Here is a 16,020-nt window from a genome sequence, read left to right as displayed (position 1 = left end):
CGTGTCCGCGCTGTGGCCGAGCGAAAATACGTCGTTGACGCTCGCGTAGCTGAAGCGGATCTGATTGCGATCGGGGCCGTTGAAGTGCTGGTACAGGCACGCGTAAGGCAGCTTGCCGAAGTACTGCGTCTTCAGGCGGATCGACGGCAGGTTGTACTCGGATAGCAGGACGGCGTCGTAGCGGCTCGCATCGACTTCGAGCGGGTCGCCGTAGACGTGGCCGAATATGTCGTCTTCCCTGAAGAGCGGCACGTGCGGCGGCAGCGCGAGAAGATCCAGACGAATACCGCTGTCCTTGAGCAGTGCACGGCCGGCCAGGTCCATGGTTGCGTCGCCGAAGTTGCGTTTGGCGTAGATCCATAGCACGCGCTGCGAGCGGTCGAGATGCGGCCGTTCGAGCCGCAGTTGCCGATGCGTTTTCAGCAGCAGTTGCTTGTGCAGGTACTTCTTCGCGATCTTGAACCGGCTGTTGCGGCTGAGAAACACGTCCGGTTCGTGCGGCACGCCCGCATACGGAATGACGGTGGAACGGGCCACGACGTCGTCCAGCCAGCGGGCCGGCGAAAACCATGAAGTGTTCGGACGGGACGGCTGCAACACGGGGCCTTGACGTTATCCACGGGAAGCTGCGAAGTTTAACATGGTGCTGGCCGCGGCACGGGTGCCGCCGCGGGGAGCTTTCGGCGCGCGGCGGCCGGCGCTGCGAACTGGGTGAAGATGAAGGCGCGAGTGCACTATGGGTACAATAACGGGTTTCTCATCCGGCTTCCCACGCATACAGTTTGCGGCGTGAGGTACCACTATTATTGATAATCGCAGTGCGCAATGCCGACACCTGTTACGAATGACTCCCGACGCACGGTGCCCGGCGACTGGCTGACTGCGTTCCTGCTGCTGACTTATCCGGCTTTTGCCATGCTGGTGCATGGCGGTGCGAGCGCCATGACGATCGGCGTGGCGGTGCTTTCGATTGCGACGCTGCTTTTGCGGCCCGCCGGCACGCCTTACGGTTATGCGCGTCCCGAAGGACTCGGGCTGTCCGTCTGCATCGCGCTGATCGCGCCGGTTGCAGCCGTGGCGCTTAGCACGCTGTCGCATGGGCATCCGCTGCTCCGTACCTGGGATTCGCCATCGCGGTTTTTGCTGGCCGTTCCGGTTTTCCTTGTGCTGCGCCGCGCGCCGCAGCAGGTTCTCTCGTGGGCGGATCTATCTTTCACGCTCGGCGCCCTGGCGGCGCTGGCGATTGCGCTCGTGATGCCGCGCGACTGGGGTGACGGCCGGGTTGGCAGCGCTTTCCTGAATCCGATTCATTTCGGGGATCTCTCGCTTGCGCTCGGCGTGCTGTCGACGGTTGCGCTGAACTGGTGGCGCAAGGACAAAGCGTTCGTGCGCGTGCTCAAGATCGCCGGGATTTTTGCGGGCCTTGCGGCCTCGCTGGTTTCGGGGGCGCGCGGCGGCTGGCTCGCGATTCCCATCGTGGCCGTGCTGATCCTGTGGGAGCGCGGCCGCGGCAAGTCCGTCCACTGGAAAGTGCTAATGCCGGTTGCCATTGCCGCGCTGCTCGCGCTCGTCTACGGCAGCTCGGGCACGGTGCGCGACCGCATCGACATGATATCGTCCGACCTGACGCAGTACACGCACGGCAACCGGGACACCTCGGTCGGCGTGCGCCTTCAGCTGTATGACGCGGCGTGCGAGCTGATTCGCCAGCATCCGGTGCTGGGCCTCGGCGGCGACGGCTTTCGCGACGCCATGAACTCGCTTGCCCGGCAAGGTGCGCTGACGCCGCTCGCGGCCCAGTTCGGCGAGGGCGAAACGCACAATCAGTTGCTGGCCTATCTCGTCAATTACGGCGTGGTGGGGGGGATCGCGCTGCTCGCCATCTACATCGTGCCCGCGGCCTTTTTCGCGAGCCGGCTCAAATCGGCGTCGGCTACGGCGCGCCGCACGGCGCTGATGGGGCTTGCGTTCGTCGTCATGTTCTTTGTTTTCGGCTTGACGGTGGAGACTTTCGACCTGAAAAGCACGGTGTCCTTCTATGCGGGCATGCTGGCCGTTCTGGCGGCGATAGTCGATCGCATGGATATCCTGTCGGACCCTACATAATTCGAAATGCCATGTTCAGCATCCTGATTCCGACCTGGAACAACCTGCCGTACCTGAAGCTGTGCGTGGACAGCATCCGGCGCCATTCCGCCTTCGAGCACGAAATTCTGGTGCACGTCAACGACGGCAGCGACGGCACGCTCGATTGGGTTCGCGAGCAGGGGATTCGCCATACCTGGAGCCTCGGCAACGTCGGCGTGTGCCTCGCGGTCAACGACGTTGCGCGTCTTGCCACGACCGAGTGGATCCTGTTCATGAACGACGACATGTTCTGCACGCCGGGCTGGGACACGGCCTTCGTCGAAACATTGCGCGGGCTCGGCCAGGTGCCGGCTTATCTGGCGTCGCAGATCATCGAGCCCACCGATACCGGTAACGCCCTCGTGACCGTCGCCAACTTCGGCGCTGGTCCGGACGATTTCAACGAAGCGGGACTGCTGGATTTCGCGGCGAAGATGAACACGGCCGACCGGGACGGCATCGCACTGCAGCCGACCTTGGTGAGCCGCGAACTCTGGCTGCGCGTGGGCGGCTACAGCATCGAGTTCGGACCCGGCATGAGCAGCGACGACGACTTCCTGATGAAGCTCTGGCTGGTCGGCTGCCGGGTGTTTCGCTCGGTTGGCGCGAGCCGCGTCTACCATTTCGGAACCCGTACGACCGGGCGCATTCGCCGCAATCGCGGCGGGCGCGAATTCCTGATGAAGTGGGGCGTCACGCAGCGCGATTTCAAGCGCAACTACCTGAGCCGCACGGCGAGTTCCGCCGCGGCCGCGCTCCCGAACGTGCCGCGCCCCGGTTTCGTCAGCCGCCTCAAGCGGGTGCTCTATGCGTTCGGCCTTTATCCCACCGAGGACCTCGAAGCCTGGGAGCCGAACCTGCCGGCGCAGTTGCAGCATACCGCCTCGTTGACGGAGCGCGGCGAGCCTCGCCGCTGACGGTTGCGCCGGCAACGACGAGCGGCAAGTCGGCTGGCGGGCTGGCGGCAGCGGCAGTGTGTCTCCCGTGCGGCGTGCCGATTGTGTCGATTCTTCGGCGAACTGGAACGGTATTTTAGATGGATAGGGGTTAACCCTCGAATTCGATCCTCCTAGACTGCATACATCGGTCGCATGCACATACCCGTCGCATCGCGGCCGGATCAGTCAAATGGAGGTCGTACCGTGAAGTCCCTGATTCAAGCCGTTGCTGTTGCCGCCGCCCTCGTGGTTCCCGCCGCTTCGTTCGCGCAGTCGAATTCGTCCGCTGGTTCGTCCGCTGGTTCGTCCGTTACGCGCGAGCAGGTTCGTGCCGAAATCGTGCAGCTCGCCCAGGTGGGTTACCGTGTTGGCCACGACGACAACGTCCACTATCCCGAGAACATTCAGGCAGCCGAAGCGCGCGTGGCGTCGCTGAACGGCAGCGGCGGCTACGGCGGCGTGGCCAGCGGCACCTCTCAGGCCGGCGGCTGTGCAGCCGGAGCCGTTAGCCGGTAACGCACTATCGAGCCACCGGGCGCATCGGTGGCCTCTCGCTATGCGCTTCGCGCCGGCTCCAGGTGATTACGCCTTGCCCAGTTCTTCGAGCAGCGCTTTCGCCTGCGTGACGAGGTTGGCCTGCATCGGGTGGAATGAAAAGCGCGGCGCCTTCTCCAGCTTCTCGAAGTTACGCCGGCTGCTGCGCGTATAGGCGGGGTCGTAGTGCTCGACGACGAGCGTTTCGGTGAGCGTCTCGCGCTGTCCTGCTTCGAGCAAGCCGCACCATGACTCGATCCTGTCGCGCCCGTGGAGCGGCACGAGCTTGAGCAACTGCTCGCGGAAGTAGCCGGGTTCGTCCAGCAGATGGCCGTACTCGTTCAGAAGGAGTGCGCAACGTTCCTCGCGCGTCACTTCCACCACGACGCAGGGGGCCGCATGGATGCCCGCGATGAACGCTTCCGGCAGCGTGATCGTGCCGATGCGCCGGCTTTCCGCTTCCACGAACACGGGCTGCGCGGAATCGAACGTGCGCAGCGTTTGCACGAGCACCGTATCGAACGCCTTTTGCGAGGGCTGCGCCCGTTCGGGCAATGCGCCGAGCAGCGAGCCGCGATGTGCCGCGAGCCCTTCCAGATCGAGCGTTTGCGCGCCGGCCGCGCCGAGCGCCTGCAGCAGGCGCGTCTTGCCGCTGCCGGTGGGCCCTGCGAGCACGATGTAGCGGAACCGGTCGGGCAGCGTGCCGAGCGCCTCGATGACGGTATGGCGGTAGGCCTTGTAGCCGCCTTCGAGCTGGCGGGCGCGCCAGCCGATCATGTTGAACATCGCCGTCATCGAGCCCGACCGCTTGCCGCCGCGCCAGCAGTAGATGAGCGGCCGCCAGTTGCGCGGCCGGTCGGCGAAGATCGTGTCGAGATGGTGCGCGATGTTGCGCGCGGCGATGGCCGCACCCACGCGCGTAGCGTCGAACGGCGACGCCTTGTAGAGCGTGCCGACGATCACGCGCTCCTCGTTGCTCATCACAGGCGCGTTGACGGCGCCGGGGACGTGATCTTCGGCGTATTCGAGCGGCGTTCTCACGTCGATGATTTCGTCGAACTCGCCGATTTGCTCGATGGTGACGCGCTGGTGATTCAAACTGCGGGACTCCGTGGGACGTTGGGGCAGCGCGGTGGGGGCGTACGCGCGACGAGCGCAGGTCTAAACGGCCGGTGACATGAGTTCTACATCAGCACGATGTCGTACTGTTCCTGACTCAAATTCGACTCCACCTGCAGCGACACCGGCTTGCCGATGAAATCGATCAGCATGGCCAAATGTTGCGACTCCTCTTCGAGAAACAGGTCGATCACCTGCTGCGAAGCGACCACGCGGAACTCGCGCGGATTGAACTGGCGCGACTCGCGCAGGATCTCGCGCAGCACGTCGTAGCAGACCGTGCGCGAGGTTTTCACCTGGCCTTTGCCGAGGCAGGTGGGGCACGGCTCGCACAGCACGTGTGCCAGCGATTCGCGCGTGCGCTTGCGCGTCATCTCGACGAGCCCCAACTGCGAGAAGCCGTTCACCGTCACGCGCGTGCGGTCGCGCGCCAGTGCCTTCTTCAGCTCGCCCAGCACCTGCTCGCGGTGCTCGAGGTTCTCCATGTCGATGAAGTCGATGATGATCACGCCGCCCAGGTTGCGCAGCCGCAGCTGCCGGGCGATCGTGTGCGCCGCTTCGAGGTTGGTCTTGAAGATCGTGTCGTCGAAGTTGCGTGCGCCGACGTAGCCGCCCGTGTTCACGTCGATCGTCGTCATCGCCTCGGTCTGGTCGATCACGAGGTAGCCGCCCGACTTCAGGTCCACGCGCCTCGACAACGCACGCTGGATCTCGGCTTCGATGTTGTAGAGGTCGAAGAGCGGCCGCTCGCCGGTGTAGTGGTGCAGCTTCGGCGAAACGGCCGGCGTGAATTCCCGCGCGAATTCCGTGAGCTTCTGGAAGGTCTCGCGCGAATCCACCTGCACGCGCGTCGTCTCTTCGTTCACGAAGTCGCGCAGCACGCGCTGCGCGAGGCTCAGGTCCTGATAGAGCAGGCTCGTTGCGGGCAGGCGCTGCGCCTGCGCGACGATGGTCGCCCAGGTCTTGCGCAGGTAGGCGACGTCGGCGGCGAGCTCTTCGCTCGTGGCATCTTCGGCGATGGTGCGGACGATGTAGCCGCCTTTCTCGTCGGCGGGCAGCACGGCGGTCAGGCGCGCGCGCACGGCTTCGCGCTCGGCCTCGCTCTCGATCTTCTGCGAAATGCCGATGTGCGGCTCCTGCGGCAGATACACGAGCGTGCGCCCGGCAATGCTCACCTGTGTCGAGAGGCGCGCGCCCTTCGTGCCGATCGGGTCCTTCACGACCTGCACCATGAGCGTCTGTCCTTCGAAGACGGTCTTTTCGATCGGCTGATGATGAACGGCCTGGTGCGCTTCGCCGGCAATGCGCGGATGCCAGATATCGGCGACGTGAAGGAAGGCGGCGCGCTCGAGGCCGATGTCGATGAAGGCCGACTGCATGCCCGGCAGCACGCGCACGACCTTGCCGAGATAGACGTTGCCGACGCGCCCGCGCGAGAGCGTGCGCTCGACATGAAGCTCCTGTACTGCGCCTTGCTGGACCAGCGCGACGCGCGTCTCCTGGGGAGTGACGTTGATCAGGATTTCTTCGTTCATGATGTTGTTCTAGAAGTCGATGCGCGCCGCGCGCAGCAGCGCGGCTGTTTCGAATAATGGCAAACCCATGATACCCGAATAGGACCCGTCGATTCGCTCGACGAACTCGGCCGCGCGCCCCTGGATGCCATAGGCGCCGGCCTTGCCGAACGGTTCGCCGCTCGCGACATAGCGGGCGATCGCGGCCGCTTCGGCGGGGGCGAAGCGCACGTGCGAGCGCGAGAGCGCGACGGGCAGACAGGTGCCTTCGGCATTGACGACGGCCACCGCCGTGAGCACTTCATGCTCGCGGCCGGCAAGCCGTTCGAGCATCGCGAACGCTTCGGCGGCGTCGTGAGGTTTGCCGAGGATGTGTCCGTCGATCGTGACCGTGGTGTCGGCGGTGAGGATGGGCGCGTGCGCATGCGCGCCGGCCACGAGGCGGGCGCGGGCTGCGTCGGCCTTCGCCGCGCACACGCGCGTCACGTAGTCGGTTGCCGCTTCGCCGGGCAGCACGGCTTCTAGCGCTTCGGCGTCCTCGTCGGGGCGCGGCAGGAGAAGCTCGAAACGCACGCCGAGCTGCGCGAGCAGCTCCTGGCGGCGTGGGCTTTGCGAGGCGAGATAGACGTACGGATAAGTCGCGGTAGAGGACATCGGAGCGTCTCTGGCGGTGGCGAAAACCGGATGGGTCGGGCACCGGCGTCGCGCGGCGGATGCCGCGCAACGGCGGGCTGCGTCAAGACGGCGTGCGGCGGACGGCAACGGCGTGTCATGTCGCAGTGCAATATACCGCCGCCGCAATTACACGCGATGATAGGGGTGATTCTGCGTAATGGTCCAGGCGCGGTAAAGCTGCTCGGCCAGCAGCACCCGCACCATCGCGTGGGGCAGCGTGAGGCTCGAGAGGCGCAGCAGCAGGTCGGCGCGCGCCTTCAGTTGCGGGTCGAGCCCGTCCGCGCCGCCGATCAGGAACGCCACGTCGCGCCCGTCCTGCTGCCACCCGGGCAATGCTTCTGCGAGCTGCATCGTGGTCCAGTCGCGCCCGCGTTCGTCGAGCGCGACAATGCGCGCGCTCTTCGGCAGCGCCGCTTCGATCCGCGTGCGCTCCGCGGCCATCACGCTTTCGGCGGAGCGGCCCGACGAACGCTGCTCGGGCTTCACTTCGCGCAACTCGATGCGCAGCTCGGGCGGCATGCGCTTCGTGTATTCCTCGAAGCCCTCGGCGATCCAGTCCGGCATCTTGTGGCCGACGGCGACGATATGCAGTTTCATCGGGCAGACGCGGCGGGGTTCACTTGCCGGCGCTGCGGCGCGCGGCCGTCTTGCGCGCGGGGGCGCGGGCGGGCGTTGCGGCCGATTTTGCCGCCGGCTTCGCGGCGCTCTTCTTTGCCGCAGGCCGGGCTGCGGACTTTGCGGCGGCTTTCTTCGCGGGCGCCTTTTTCTTGGCGGCGACCGGCGCTTCGTCCTCGATGTCCTCTTCGTCTTCGTCCATCGGCTCGCTCGGGCGCGCGCCCGAGAATCCGGTGTTGTTCGAGAGCTTGATGCGCACCGGCTTGTCGCCCCAGATTTCTTCGAGGTTGTAGTACTGGCGCAGTGCGGGCTGCAGGATGTGGACGATGGCGTCGCCGCAATCGACGAGCACCCATTCGCCAGTGTCCTCGCCTTCCGTGCTGACGATATCGCCGCCGGCTTCCTTGACCTTCTCGCGCACGCTGTTGGCGAGCGCCTTGGTCTGGCGGTTCGAGGTGCCGCTCGCGACGATCACGCGGTCGAACAGCTCGGTCAGATGGCTGGTGTTGAACACCTTGATGTCCTGTGCCTTGACGTCTTCGAGGCCGTCAATGATGACGCGTTGCAGTTTGCGGATGTCCATGTTTACCCGTGGTACAGATGATGTTGAAGAATATAGTCCCACACGGCCGCGGGAACGGGCGCGGCCGTGTGCGTGCCGCTGGCGCCTTCGCGGGCGCCATCCTGGCGTGCCTCGCGGCATGCGCGGATGCGCTGGCGGATTTCGGTGGCCGAAACGTCGTAGGCGAGCTGTTCGTCGATCACGACGTGGCCGTGCGGCGTGGCCGCGAGCGCGGCGGGCGCTGCACGGCGCGCTGCGACTTCTGCGGCCACTTCGCGCGGCAGCGTCGCGAAATCGAAGCCGGGGCGGCTCGCCACGCCCAGGTGAGCAAGCTCGAAGAGCTCGCGCCACGCCTGCCAGGAGTCGAGATGCAGCAATTGATCGGCGCCCATCAGCAGCGTGAGCGAGCAGTCCGCGTTGCCTTCGCGCGCGCGAAAGCGCCGCAGCGTCTCGACCGTGTAGGTGGGGCCGTCGTGCTCGATCTCGTCGGTGTCGACCGTGACCGTGACGCCCGGCAGCACGAGCGAGCCGGCGGCGGCGCGCGTCATCGCGAGCCGGTGGACGGCTGCGCTCACCTCCGGTTTCTGCCACGGCTGGCCGGCCGGCAGCAGAACCAGCTCCGTGAGGTCGAGCAGTTCGGCAAAGCGCCGCGCGAGCGCGAGATGGCCCTCGTGGATCGGGTCGAAGGTGCCGCCGAAGAGACCCACGCGGCGCGCGAGCGGGCGGGGCGGGGAGGCTGGCTTCACAGTGCAGGCATCACGGTGTCAGATCCAGTCGCGCGCCGGCAGGAAGTCGGCGTAGAGCCGCGCCTCGGGCGTGCCCGGCTGCGGCTGCCAGTCGTAGCGCCAGTTCGCCGTGGGCGGCATCGACATCAGGATCGATTCGGTGCGTCCGCCGCTTTGCAGACCGAAATGCGTGCCGCGGTCCCAGACCAGATTGAATTCGACGTAGCGGCCGCGCCGGTACGCCTGGAAATCGCGCTCGGCTTCCCCGTATGGCAGGGTGCGGCGCTTTTCGATGATCGGCAGGTAGGCCGCGAGGAAGGCTTCGCCGACGCTCCTCGTGAGCGCGAACGCTGGCTCGAAGCCGTCCTCGGCGTAGTCGTCGAAGAAGATGCCGCCCACGCCGCGCGCTTCGTTGCGGTGCTTCAGGAAGAAGTAGTCGTCGCACCAGCGCTTGAAGCGCGGGTACAGATCCCCGCCCCACGGGGCGACCGCGTCGCGGCAGACGCGGTGGAAGTGCTGCGCGTCCTCCTCGAAGCCGTAGTACGGCGTGAGGTCCATGCCGCCGCCGAACCAGAATACCGGGGCCTCGCCGGCCTTCGTGGCGAGCAGCATGCGCACGTTCATGTGCACGGTCGGGCAGTACGGATTGCGCGGGTGCAGCACGAGCGAGACGCCCATCGCCTCGAAGCCGCGTCCGTTGAGTTCGGGGCGTGCCGCCGTGGCCGAGGGCGGCAGGGCGTCGCCCGCGACGTCGGAGAAGCCGATGCCGGCGCGCTCGAAGAACCGGCCGCCTTCGAGGATGCGCGTGCAGCCGCCGCCGCGCAGCTTTTCGCCCGGCGCGCGCTGCCAGCGGTCGGTGGCGAACGGCGTACCGTCGAAGGCGCCGAGCGCGTCGGCGATCTGCGTCTGCAGGCCCGAGAGCCACGCGCGAACAGCCGCGCTGTCGGCGCGGCCGGCGCTATCGGGAGTGGCGCGCTCATCTTGTGCGCCGGGGCGGGTCGAATCGGTCATCGGTGAAAAGGCGGGCGGCGTGCCCTGATCGTACGGGCGGCGTCGCGGGTTGGTCGCGGGTTGCTTCCGGGGCCGGCATCGCGCGTTCCTGCGAGCCTGGCGGGGCCGACAGCGGCAGTGTAGCGCCGATCGGGCCGGTGCCGGATCGCGGCACGGCGGTCTCCGTGGTGCCCGCGATACGACGGGGCCGGGTGCGGCCAGCGTACCCCGGGAACTGCGTGCTAAAGCGACGGCGGGAAAGCGGCGGCGCTCGTGCCGGCGCTCTCCCGCGCGGCACGATCCCGGCCGGTTGCGCTTACTGCTTGCGGCCCACCGCGCGGTAGCCGATGTCGTGGCGATACTGCATGCCGTCGAAGGAGATCCGGTTGACGGTCTCGTAGGCCACCGACTGGGCGCTGCGCACCGAATCCGCGAGGCCCACGACGCACAGCACGCGGCCGCCCGAGGTGACGAGCTTGCCGTCCGTGAGCTGCGTGCCCGCGTGGAAAGTCACCGAGTCGGCGGTTTCGGCCGGGATGTCGCTGATGCGGTCGCCCTTGCGCGGCGTATCCGGGTAATTGTGCGCGGCCAGCACGACGCCGAGCGCTGTGCGCCGGTCCCATTCCAGCTCGACCTGGTCGAGCGTGCCGGCAATGGCGTGTTCGAAGACCTTCGGGAAGTCGCCCTTCAGGCGCGCCATGATCGGCTGCGTTTCCGGGTCGCCCATGCGGCAGTTGAATTCGAGCGTCTTCGGGTTGCCCTGCGCGTCGATCATGAGGCCGGCGTAGAGGAAGCCCGTGAAACGGTTGCCTTCCTTCTCCATGCCGGCCACGGTCGGCAGGATGATTTCGCGCATCACGCGCGCGTGCAGCTGCGGCGTGACGATGGGCGCGGGCGAGTAGGCGCCCATGCCGCCCGTGTTCGGGCCCTGGTCGCCGTCCTGCAGGCGCTTGTGGTCCTGGCTCGAAGCGAGCGCCAGCACGTGCTTGCCGTCCACCATGACGATGAAGCTCGCTTCCTCGCCCGCGAGGAATTCCTCGATCACGACGCGCGCGCCGGCGTCGCCGAGCTTGTTGTCGGCGAGCATCGAGTCGATGGCCTGGTGCGCCTCTTCCAGCGTCATCGCCACGACCACGCCCTTGCCCGCGGCGAGGCCGTCGGCCTTGATCACGATCGGCGCCCCGTTTTTGTCGACATAGGCGTGCGCGGCCGTCGCGTCCGAGAAGGTCTCGTAGGCGGCGGTGGGAATGTGGTGGCGCTTCATGAACGCCTTGGCGAAGTCCTTCGAGCTTTCGAGCTGCGCGGCTTCCTTCGTCGGGCCGAACACCTTCAGGCCGCGCGCGCGGAACACATTGACGATGCCGGCCGCGAGCGGCGCTTCCGGCCCGACCACGGTGAACGCGACCTGCTCGCGCTCGGCGAAGTCGGCGAGCGCGTGGATGTCCGTGATGTCGACGTTGGCGAGCCGCTCGTCCTGCGCGGTGCCGCCGTTGCCCGGTGCGACGTAGACGAGCTGCACGCGCGGCGCCTGGGCGAGTTTCCACGCCAGCGCATGTTCGCGGCCGCCAGAACCGACGACGAGTAACTTCATGTGTATCCCCGAAAGACCAGAACCAGAAACAGTTGCGGCCGGCGCTTGGCGTGCCGGCCGTGGAAAACGCGGGCGGGGCGCATGCCCTTGCGCGTCGGCGCGCTGATTACTCCTCGGCGATCGACGCGTTGGTGTACACCTCCTGGACGTCGTCCAGGTTCTCGAGCGCGTCGAGGAGCTTCTGCATTTTCACGGCGTCGTCGCCCGTGAATTCGACTTCCGTCTGCGGCTTCATGGTCACTTCGGCCATTTCCGCCTTGAAGCCCGCGGCTTCGAGCGCGGCCTTCACCTTCGGGAATTCGAACGGCGGGCACACCACCTCGATGCTGCCGTCGTCGTTGGTCACGACGTCGTCGGCGCCGGCTTCGAGCGCGGCGTCCATCAGCTTGTCCTCGGCCGTGCCGGGCGCGAACACGAACTGGCCGACGTGATCGAACATGAACGCCACCGAGCCGTCCGTGCCCATGTTGCCGCCGAACTTCGAGAAGGCATGGCGCACTTCGGCGACGGTGCGGGTGCGGTTGTCGGTCATCGTGTCGACGATGATGGCCGCGCCGCCGATGCCGTAGCCCTCGTAGCGGATTTCCTCGTAGTTCGCGCCGTCCACGCCGCCCACACCGCGCTGGATCGCGCGGTTGATGTTGTCCTTGGGCATGTTGGCGTCGTAGGCCTTGTCGACGGCCAGCCGCAGGCGCGGGTTCGTATCGGCATCGCCGCCGCCCATGCGCGCCGCCACCTGGATTTCCTTGATGAGCCGCGTCCAGACCTTGCCGCGCTTGGCGTCAGCAGCGGCTTTCTTGTGCTTGATGTTGGCCCATTTCGAATGACCCGCCATACCTTTCTCCGTCGCATGCGCCGGCGCGGGCGCGTGCAGTGTGCAATATGCAGTTGTCGATGCGTGTTCGCGGGCGCGGCCCTCGCGCGCAACGCCCGCGCAATACGGTTGCGCGGCGCGCGGCCGGGGTGCCCAGGAGTGTCTTGTCCGCCGGTTAGCCCACCCGTGCGCGGCGCGGCCCCGCGCGAAACCCCGCCGGCGGCGCGTCCCGGCCGGCTTCGTCTCGCCTCGTTCGGCTTTGTCCTGCTTTGTCCGCTTTGTCCTGTTCCGTAGCGCCAGGGCCGATTGGCTCGCGAAAGCGCGGCGAACGCCCCGGATGCCCGTTCAGGTGGATCTGAATTTTATCACGCCGCGACCGTCCGGCCTTGCCCCCGGATGCGGGAAAAGCCGGATTGCGGGGCTGCGTGCGGGTGCGTGAGTGGGGGCGCTGGTGGCGGTGCCGCGCCGTTCCTAGTTCTTCGTGCCGAACAGGCGGTCGCCGGCGTCGCCCAGGCCGGGCACGATGTAGGCGTGTTCGTTGAGGTGCGAGTCGAGCGACGCCACGTAGAGCTTCACGTCCGGGTGGGCCTTCTGGAACACCTCGACGCCTTCGGGCGCCGCCACGAGCGCGAGGAACGAGATGCGCTCGCCCGTCACGCCGCGGCGCTTGAGCACGTCGATGGCGTGCGCCGCCGAATAGCCGGTCGCGACCATCGGGTCGCACAGGATGAAGTTGCGGTCTTCGAGGTCCGGCAGGCGCACGAGGTATTCCACGGGGCGGTGGTCGTCCGCGCGGTACACGCCGATGTGCCCGACACGCGCCGACGGAATCAGCTCCAGCAGCCCGTCGGACATGCCCACGCCCGCGCGCAGCACGGGCACGATGGCGAGCTTCTTGCCCGCGATCACGGGGGCGTCCACCTCCACGAGCGGCGTCTGCACGCGGCGCGTCGTCATGGGCAGCTCGCGCGTGATCTCGTAGCCCATCAGGAGCGTGATTTCGCGCAGCAGCTCACGGAACGTCCGTGTGGACGTGTCCTTGTCGCGCATATGGGTCAGCTTGTGCTGGATCAGCGGGTGGTCGAGGATGAAGAGATTGGGGAAGCGGCTGTCCTGTTTCATGGCGGGCGCGCGAGGCTGCAAGAGGAATCGGGGGAACAGCCGCAAGTATACGGGAACTGCCTTCTTTCGGACACGCGCGGGACGTCCGCCGGGCCTTGCTCTCGCATGCCCGGCATGCGCGGACGGGACAGGCGCGCGGGCCGCGATTCTTCTAGAATCCCGAAAAGGCGGGGCGGCCGCTTGCGGTGGCCGCTTACGCGTTTTTACGCAATTCGCAATTGTCACGTTTTCCGGATCAGGACCGAATCCTATGGACATGGGCATCGCAGGACGCAGCGCGCTGGTATGCGCGGCGAGCAAGGGCCTCGGCCGCGGCTGCGCCGAGGCGCTGGCGGCCGAGGGCGTCAACGTCACGATCGTCGCGCGCACGCGGGAGACGCTGGAGGAAACCGCCGCGCAGATTCGCGCCAGCACGGGCGTCCGCGTGAACGCCGTGGCGTGCGACATCACGACGGCCGAAGGCCGTGCCGCCGCGCTTGCGGCGTGCGGCGAGCCGGACATCCTCGTCAACAACGCGGGCGGTCCGCCGCCGGGCGACTTTCGCAGCTTCACGCACGAGGCCTGGACGGCCGCGCTCGAAGCCAACATGCTTACGCCGATCGCGCTGATCCAGACGACCATCGACGGCATGATCGCGCGCGGTTTCGGGCGCATCGTCAACATCACCAGCTCTTCCGTGAAGGCGCCGATCGACGTGCTCGGTCTCTCCAACGGCGCGCGCTCGGGCCTGACCGGTTTTGTCGCGGGCATCGCGCGCCAGGTGGCGGCCACCGGCGTGACGATCAACAATCTGCTGCCGGGCGCCTTCGACACCGACCGCATCCAGGCAACGATCGTCGCCCAGGCGAAGGCCAGCAACCGCCCGGTGGAGGAAGTGCGCGAGCGCCGCATCGCGACGATTCCCGCGCGCCGCTTCGGCACGCCCGACGAGTTCGGGCGCGCCTGCGCGTTCCTGTGCAGCGTGCACGCGGGCTACATTACCGGACAGAACTGGCTGATCGACGGCGGCGCTTATCCGGGAACATTCTGAGCCGGCAAGTTTCCGGGCGCCCCCCAACCCTCCCAACCCGACTTCAACGCCACACCACCTGAAACGAAGGAGCATCGAAGCCATGCCAACCCGCGTCGCGCTCATCGCGCACGACCACAAGAAGGACGACATCGTCAAACTGGCGGGCGAATACGCCGATGCCCTGCGCCAATGCGACATCATTGCGACGGGGACGACCGGCTCGCGCATCGAGGCGGCGCATGGCCTGAAGGTCGAGCGCATGCTCTCCGGCCCGCACGGCGGCGACCTGCAGATCGGCGCGCAGCTGGCCGAGGGCCGCGTGGACATGGTGATCTTCCTGCGCGACCCCATGACGCCGCAGCCGCACGAGCCCGACATCAACGCGCTCGTGCGCGCATGCGACGTGCACAACGTACCGTGCGCCACCAATATCTCGACGGCGCGCATGGTGCTCGAGGTGCTGCGGCTGCGTCTCGCCGGCGCGGTTTGAGCGCCGTCAGCCCGCCACCGCCTCAACACTCCACAGTGGAGAAGACACAATGAGCAAAGCGATCCGTATCGAGAAGACCGGCGGCCCCGAGGTCATGCAGTGGGTGGACGTCGAAGCGGGCGAGCCGGGCGAGGGCCAGATTCGCCTGAAGCAGACAGCCTGCGGCCTGAACTACATCGACGTGTACTTTCGCACCGGCCTCTATCCGCAGCCGCTGCCCGCGGGGCTCGGCATGGAGGCGGCGGGCGAGGTGAGCGCGGTGGGGCCGGGCGTGAGCGACCTCAAGGTGGGCGACCGCGTGGCTTACGTCGCGCGGCCGCCGGGCGCCTATGCGCAGGAGCGCGTGTTGCGCGCCGACCAGGTGATTCGTCTGCCCGACGCGATCAGCGACGAGGCCGCCGCTTCGATCATGCTGCAGGGCCTGACCGCGCAATATCTGCTGCGCCGCACGTATCGCGTGAAGGCCGGCGACACGATCCTCATTCAGGCCGCGGCGGGCGGTGTGGGCCTCCTCGTGTGCCAGTGGGCGAAGGCGCTCGGCGCGACGGTGATCGGCACCGTAGGCTCCGACGAGAAAGCGCAGATCGCGAAAGCGCATGGTTGCGACTATCCCATCGTCTATACGCGCGAGGACTTCACGGCGCGCGTGCGCGAGATCACGAATGGCGCGGGCGTGCCGGTGGTGTACGACTCGATTGGCAAGGACACCTTCACGAAGTCGCTCGACTGCCTCGCGCCGCTGGGGTTGTTCGTGAGCTTCGGCAACGCGTCGGGGCCGCTGCCGCCGATCGATTCGTCGGAGTTCGCCGGACGCGGGTCGCTTTTCTTCACGCGTCCCACGCTCTTTAGCTATATCGCCAAACGCAGCGACTACGAGTCGATGGCCGCCGAACTGTTCGAGGTCGTGAGCTCGGGCAAGGTGAAAACGTCGATCAATCAGCGCTACGCGCTCAAGGATGTGGGCCAGGCGCACGCCGATCTCGAAGCGCGCCGCACGACCGGCTCGACGATCCTGATTCCCTGAGTTTTCCTGAGCAACCACCGTTAAGCGATTCGCCGACTCGAGGCGCGCTGGCCTGGCCAGCGCGCCTTTTCGTTATGGCGCCATTTCCGCATGTTTACGAGATTTTTATACCACCCCCTCCACCTTTAATCCGTTCTTGACGTGTAAACCCTTACTGTTCCGGGCATC

16 protein-coding genes and 1 pseudogene are annotated in these 16,020 nt (G+C 66.9%); 6 read left to right on the top strand and 11 right to left on the bottom strand.

Annotated elements, in window-relative coordinates; translation table 11 throughout:
* Positions 1–537 (bottom strand): annotated as a pseudogene (locus tag BAC01S_RS15080) (glycosyltransferase family 9 protein); the annotation flags it as partial.
* A gap of 288 nt (positions 538–825) precedes the next feature.
* Between BAC01S_RS15080 and BAC01S_RS31375 the strand changes: the two are divergent.
* The 3 genes from BAC01S_RS31375 to BAC01S_RS15065 all read left to right on the top strand — a co-directional run bounded on the left by BAC01S_RS31375 (position 826) and on the right by BAC01S_RS15065 (position 3,581).
* A complete protein-coding gene (locus BAC01S_RS31375; protein WP_084168590.1) occupies positions 826–2,106 on the top strand; it encodes an O-antigen ligase family protein in 1,281 nt (426 codons plus the stop codon).
* An 11-nt stretch (positions 2,107–2,117) separates the two neighbouring features.
* On the top strand, positions 2,118–3,044 hold the full coding sequence (locus tag BAC01S_RS15070) for a glycosyltransferase family 2 protein (RefSeq protein ID WP_027795519.1): 927 nt from the start codon (positions 2,118–2,120) through the stop codon (positions 3,042–3,044).
* Between the two features lie 225 nt (positions 3,045–3,269).
* A complete protein-coding gene (locus BAC01S_RS15065; protein WP_027795518.1) occupies positions 3,270–3,581 on the top strand; it encodes a DUF4148 domain-containing protein in 312 nt (103 codons plus the stop codon).
* A 66-nt stretch (positions 3,582–3,647) separates the two neighbouring features.
* Here the strand turns inward: BAC01S_RS15065 and mnmH are convergent, their stop codons facing one another.
* The 10 genes from mnmH to upp all read right to left on the bottom strand — a co-directional run bounded on the left by mnmH (position 3,648) and on the right by upp (position 13,326).
* The gene (mnmH, locus tag BAC01S_RS15060; protein ID WP_027795517.1) at positions 3,648–4,697 is read right to left on the bottom strand and encodes a tRNA 2-selenouridine(34) synthase MnmH; all 1,050 of its coding nucleotides are present in this window, start codon (positions 4,695–4,697) and stop codon (positions 3,648–3,650) included.
* A gap of 86 nt (positions 4,698–4,783) precedes the next feature.
* Positions 4,784–6,253, bottom strand: a complete 1,470-nt coding sequence (gene rng, locus BAC01S_RS15055; protein ID WP_027795516.1) for a ribonuclease G — start codon at positions 6,251–6,253, stop codon at positions 4,784–4,786.
* A gap of 9 nt (positions 6,254–6,262) precedes the next feature.
* Positions 6,263–6,886: a Maf family protein gene (locus BAC01S_RS15050; RefSeq protein WP_027795515.1), complete on the bottom strand. Its 624-nt coding sequence runs from the start codon at positions 6,884–6,886 to the stop codon at positions 6,263–6,265.
* Between the two features lie 147 nt (positions 6,887–7,033).
* Positions 7,034–7,504, bottom strand: coding sequence for a 23S rRNA (pseudouridine(1915)-N(3))-methyltransferase RlmH (gene rlmH / locus BAC01S_RS15045; protein ID WP_027795514.1), 471 nt, complete (start codon positions 7,502–7,504; stop codon positions 7,034–7,036).
* 19 nt (positions 7,505–7,523) lie between these two features.
* Positions 7,524–8,105: a ribosome silencing factor gene (gene rsfS, locus BAC01S_RS31370; RefSeq protein WP_043202342.1), complete on the bottom strand. Its 582-nt coding sequence runs from the start codon at positions 8,103–8,105 to the stop codon at positions 7,524–7,526.
* 2 nt (positions 8,106–8,107) lie between these two features.
* Positions 8,108–8,830, bottom strand: a complete 723-nt coding sequence (locus tag BAC01S_RS15035) for a nicotinate-nucleotide adenylyltransferase (RefSeq protein ID WP_027795513.1) — start codon at positions 8,828–8,830, stop codon at positions 8,108–8,110.
* A gap of 18 nt (positions 8,831–8,848) precedes the next feature.
* The gene (gene hemF / locus BAC01S_RS31365; RefSeq protein WP_043202341.1) at positions 8,849–9,820 is read right to left on the bottom strand and encodes an oxygen-dependent coproporphyrinogen oxidase; all 972 of its coding nucleotides are present in this window, start codon (positions 9,818–9,820) and stop codon (positions 8,849–8,851) included.
* Positions 9,821–10,115: 295 nt separating this feature from the next.
* Positions 10,116–11,390, bottom strand: a complete 1,275-nt coding sequence (purD, locus tag BAC01S_RS15025) for a phosphoribosylamine--glycine ligase (protein ID WP_027795512.1) — start codon at positions 11,388–11,390, stop codon at positions 10,116–10,118.
* Positions 11,391–11,496: 106 nt separating this feature from the next.
* Entirely contained in the window at positions 11,497–12,225 is a 729-nt protein-coding gene (locus tag BAC01S_RS15020) for a YebC/PmpR family DNA-binding transcriptional regulator (protein WP_027795511.1), read from the bottom strand.
* 450 nt (positions 12,226–12,675) lie between these two features.
* Positions 12,676–13,326, bottom strand: coding sequence for a uracil phosphoribosyltransferase (gene upp, locus BAC01S_RS15015; protein WP_027795510.1), 651 nt, complete (start codon positions 13,324–13,326; stop codon positions 12,676–12,678).
* Positions 13,327–13,576: 250 nt separating this feature from the next.
* Between upp and BAC01S_RS15010 the strand changes: the two genes are divergently transcribed.
* From BAC01S_RS15010 to BAC01S_RS15000, 3 genes are all read left to right on the top strand, one after another.
* Positions 13,577–14,356 carry an SDR family oxidoreductase gene (locus BAC01S_RS15010; protein ID WP_027795509.1) on the top strand — a complete coding sequence of 260 codons (780 nt, stop codon included), beginning with the start codon at positions 13,577–13,579 and terminating at the stop codon, positions 14,354–14,356.
* An 82-nt stretch (positions 14,357–14,438) separates the two neighbouring features.
* A complete protein-coding gene (locus tag BAC01S_RS15005; protein WP_027795508.1) occupies positions 14,439–14,828 on the top strand; it encodes a methylglyoxal synthase in 390 nt (129 codons plus the stop codon).
* Positions 14,829–14,877: 49 nt separating this feature from the next.
* Positions 14,878–15,852, top strand: a complete 975-nt coding sequence (locus tag BAC01S_RS15000; protein WP_027795507.1) for a quinone oxidoreductase family protein — start codon at positions 14,878–14,880, stop codon at positions 15,850–15,852.
* The last annotated feature ends 168 nt before the right edge of the window (positions 15,853–16,020 follow it).

The organism is Paraburkholderia acidipaludis NBRC 101816, from assembly GCF_000684975.1.
Classification (GTDB): Bacteria; Pseudomonadota; Gammaproteobacteria; order Burkholderiales; family Burkholderiaceae; genus Paraburkholderia; species Paraburkholderia acidipaludis.
The sequence above is the reverse complement of the archived record's forward strand: the minus strand, read 5'-3'. Positions and strand labels throughout refer to the sequence as shown.

Coding starts and splice junctions, on each gene's coding strand:
- BAC01S_RS31375 (WP_084168590.1), top strand. CDS start 826: ATGCCGACACCTGTTACGAATGACTCCCGACGCACGGTGCCCGGCGAC.
- BAC01S_RS15070 (WP_027795519.1), top strand. CDS start 2,118: ATGTTCAGCATCCTGATTCCGACCTGGAACAACCTGCCGTACCTGAAG.
- rng (WP_027795516.1), bottom strand. CDS start 6,253: ATGAACGAAGAAATCCTGATCAACGTCACTCCCCAGGAGACGCGCGTC.
- BAC01S_RS15050 (WP_027795515.1), bottom strand. CDS start 6,886: ATGTCCTCTACCGCGACTTATCCGTACGTCTATCTCGCCTCGCAAAGC.
- rlmH (WP_027795514.1), bottom strand. CDS start 7,504: ATGAAACTGCATATCGTCGCCGTCGGCCACAAGATGCCGGACTGGATC.
- rsfS (WP_043202342.1), bottom strand. CDS start 8,105: ATGGACATCCGCAAACTGCAACGCGTCATCATTGACGGCCTCGAAGAC.
- hemF (WP_043202341.1), bottom strand. CDS start 9,820: ATGACCGATTCGACCCGCCCCGGCGCACAAGATGAGCGCGCCACTCCC.
- purD (WP_027795512.1), bottom strand. CDS start 11,390: ATGAAGTTACTCGTCGTCGGTTCTGGCGGCCGCGAACATGCGCTGGCG.
- BAC01S_RS15020 (WP_027795511.1), bottom strand. CDS start 12,225: ATGGCGGGTCATTCGAAATGGGCCAACATCAAGCACAAGAAAGCCGCT.
- upp (WP_027795510.1), bottom strand. CDS start 13,326: ATGAAACAGGACAGCCGCTTCCCCAATCTCTTCATCCTCGACCACCCG.
- BAC01S_RS15010 (WP_027795509.1), top strand. CDS start 13,577: ATGGACATGGGCATCGCAGGACGCAGCGCGCTGGTATGCGCGGCGAGC.
- BAC01S_RS15005 (WP_027795508.1), top strand. CDS start 14,439: ATGCCAACCCGCGTCGCGCTCATCGCGCACGACCACAAGAAGGACGAC.
- BAC01S_RS15000 (WP_027795507.1), top strand. CDS start 14,878: ATGAGCAAAGCGATCCGTATCGAGAAGACCGGCGGCCCCGAGGTCATG.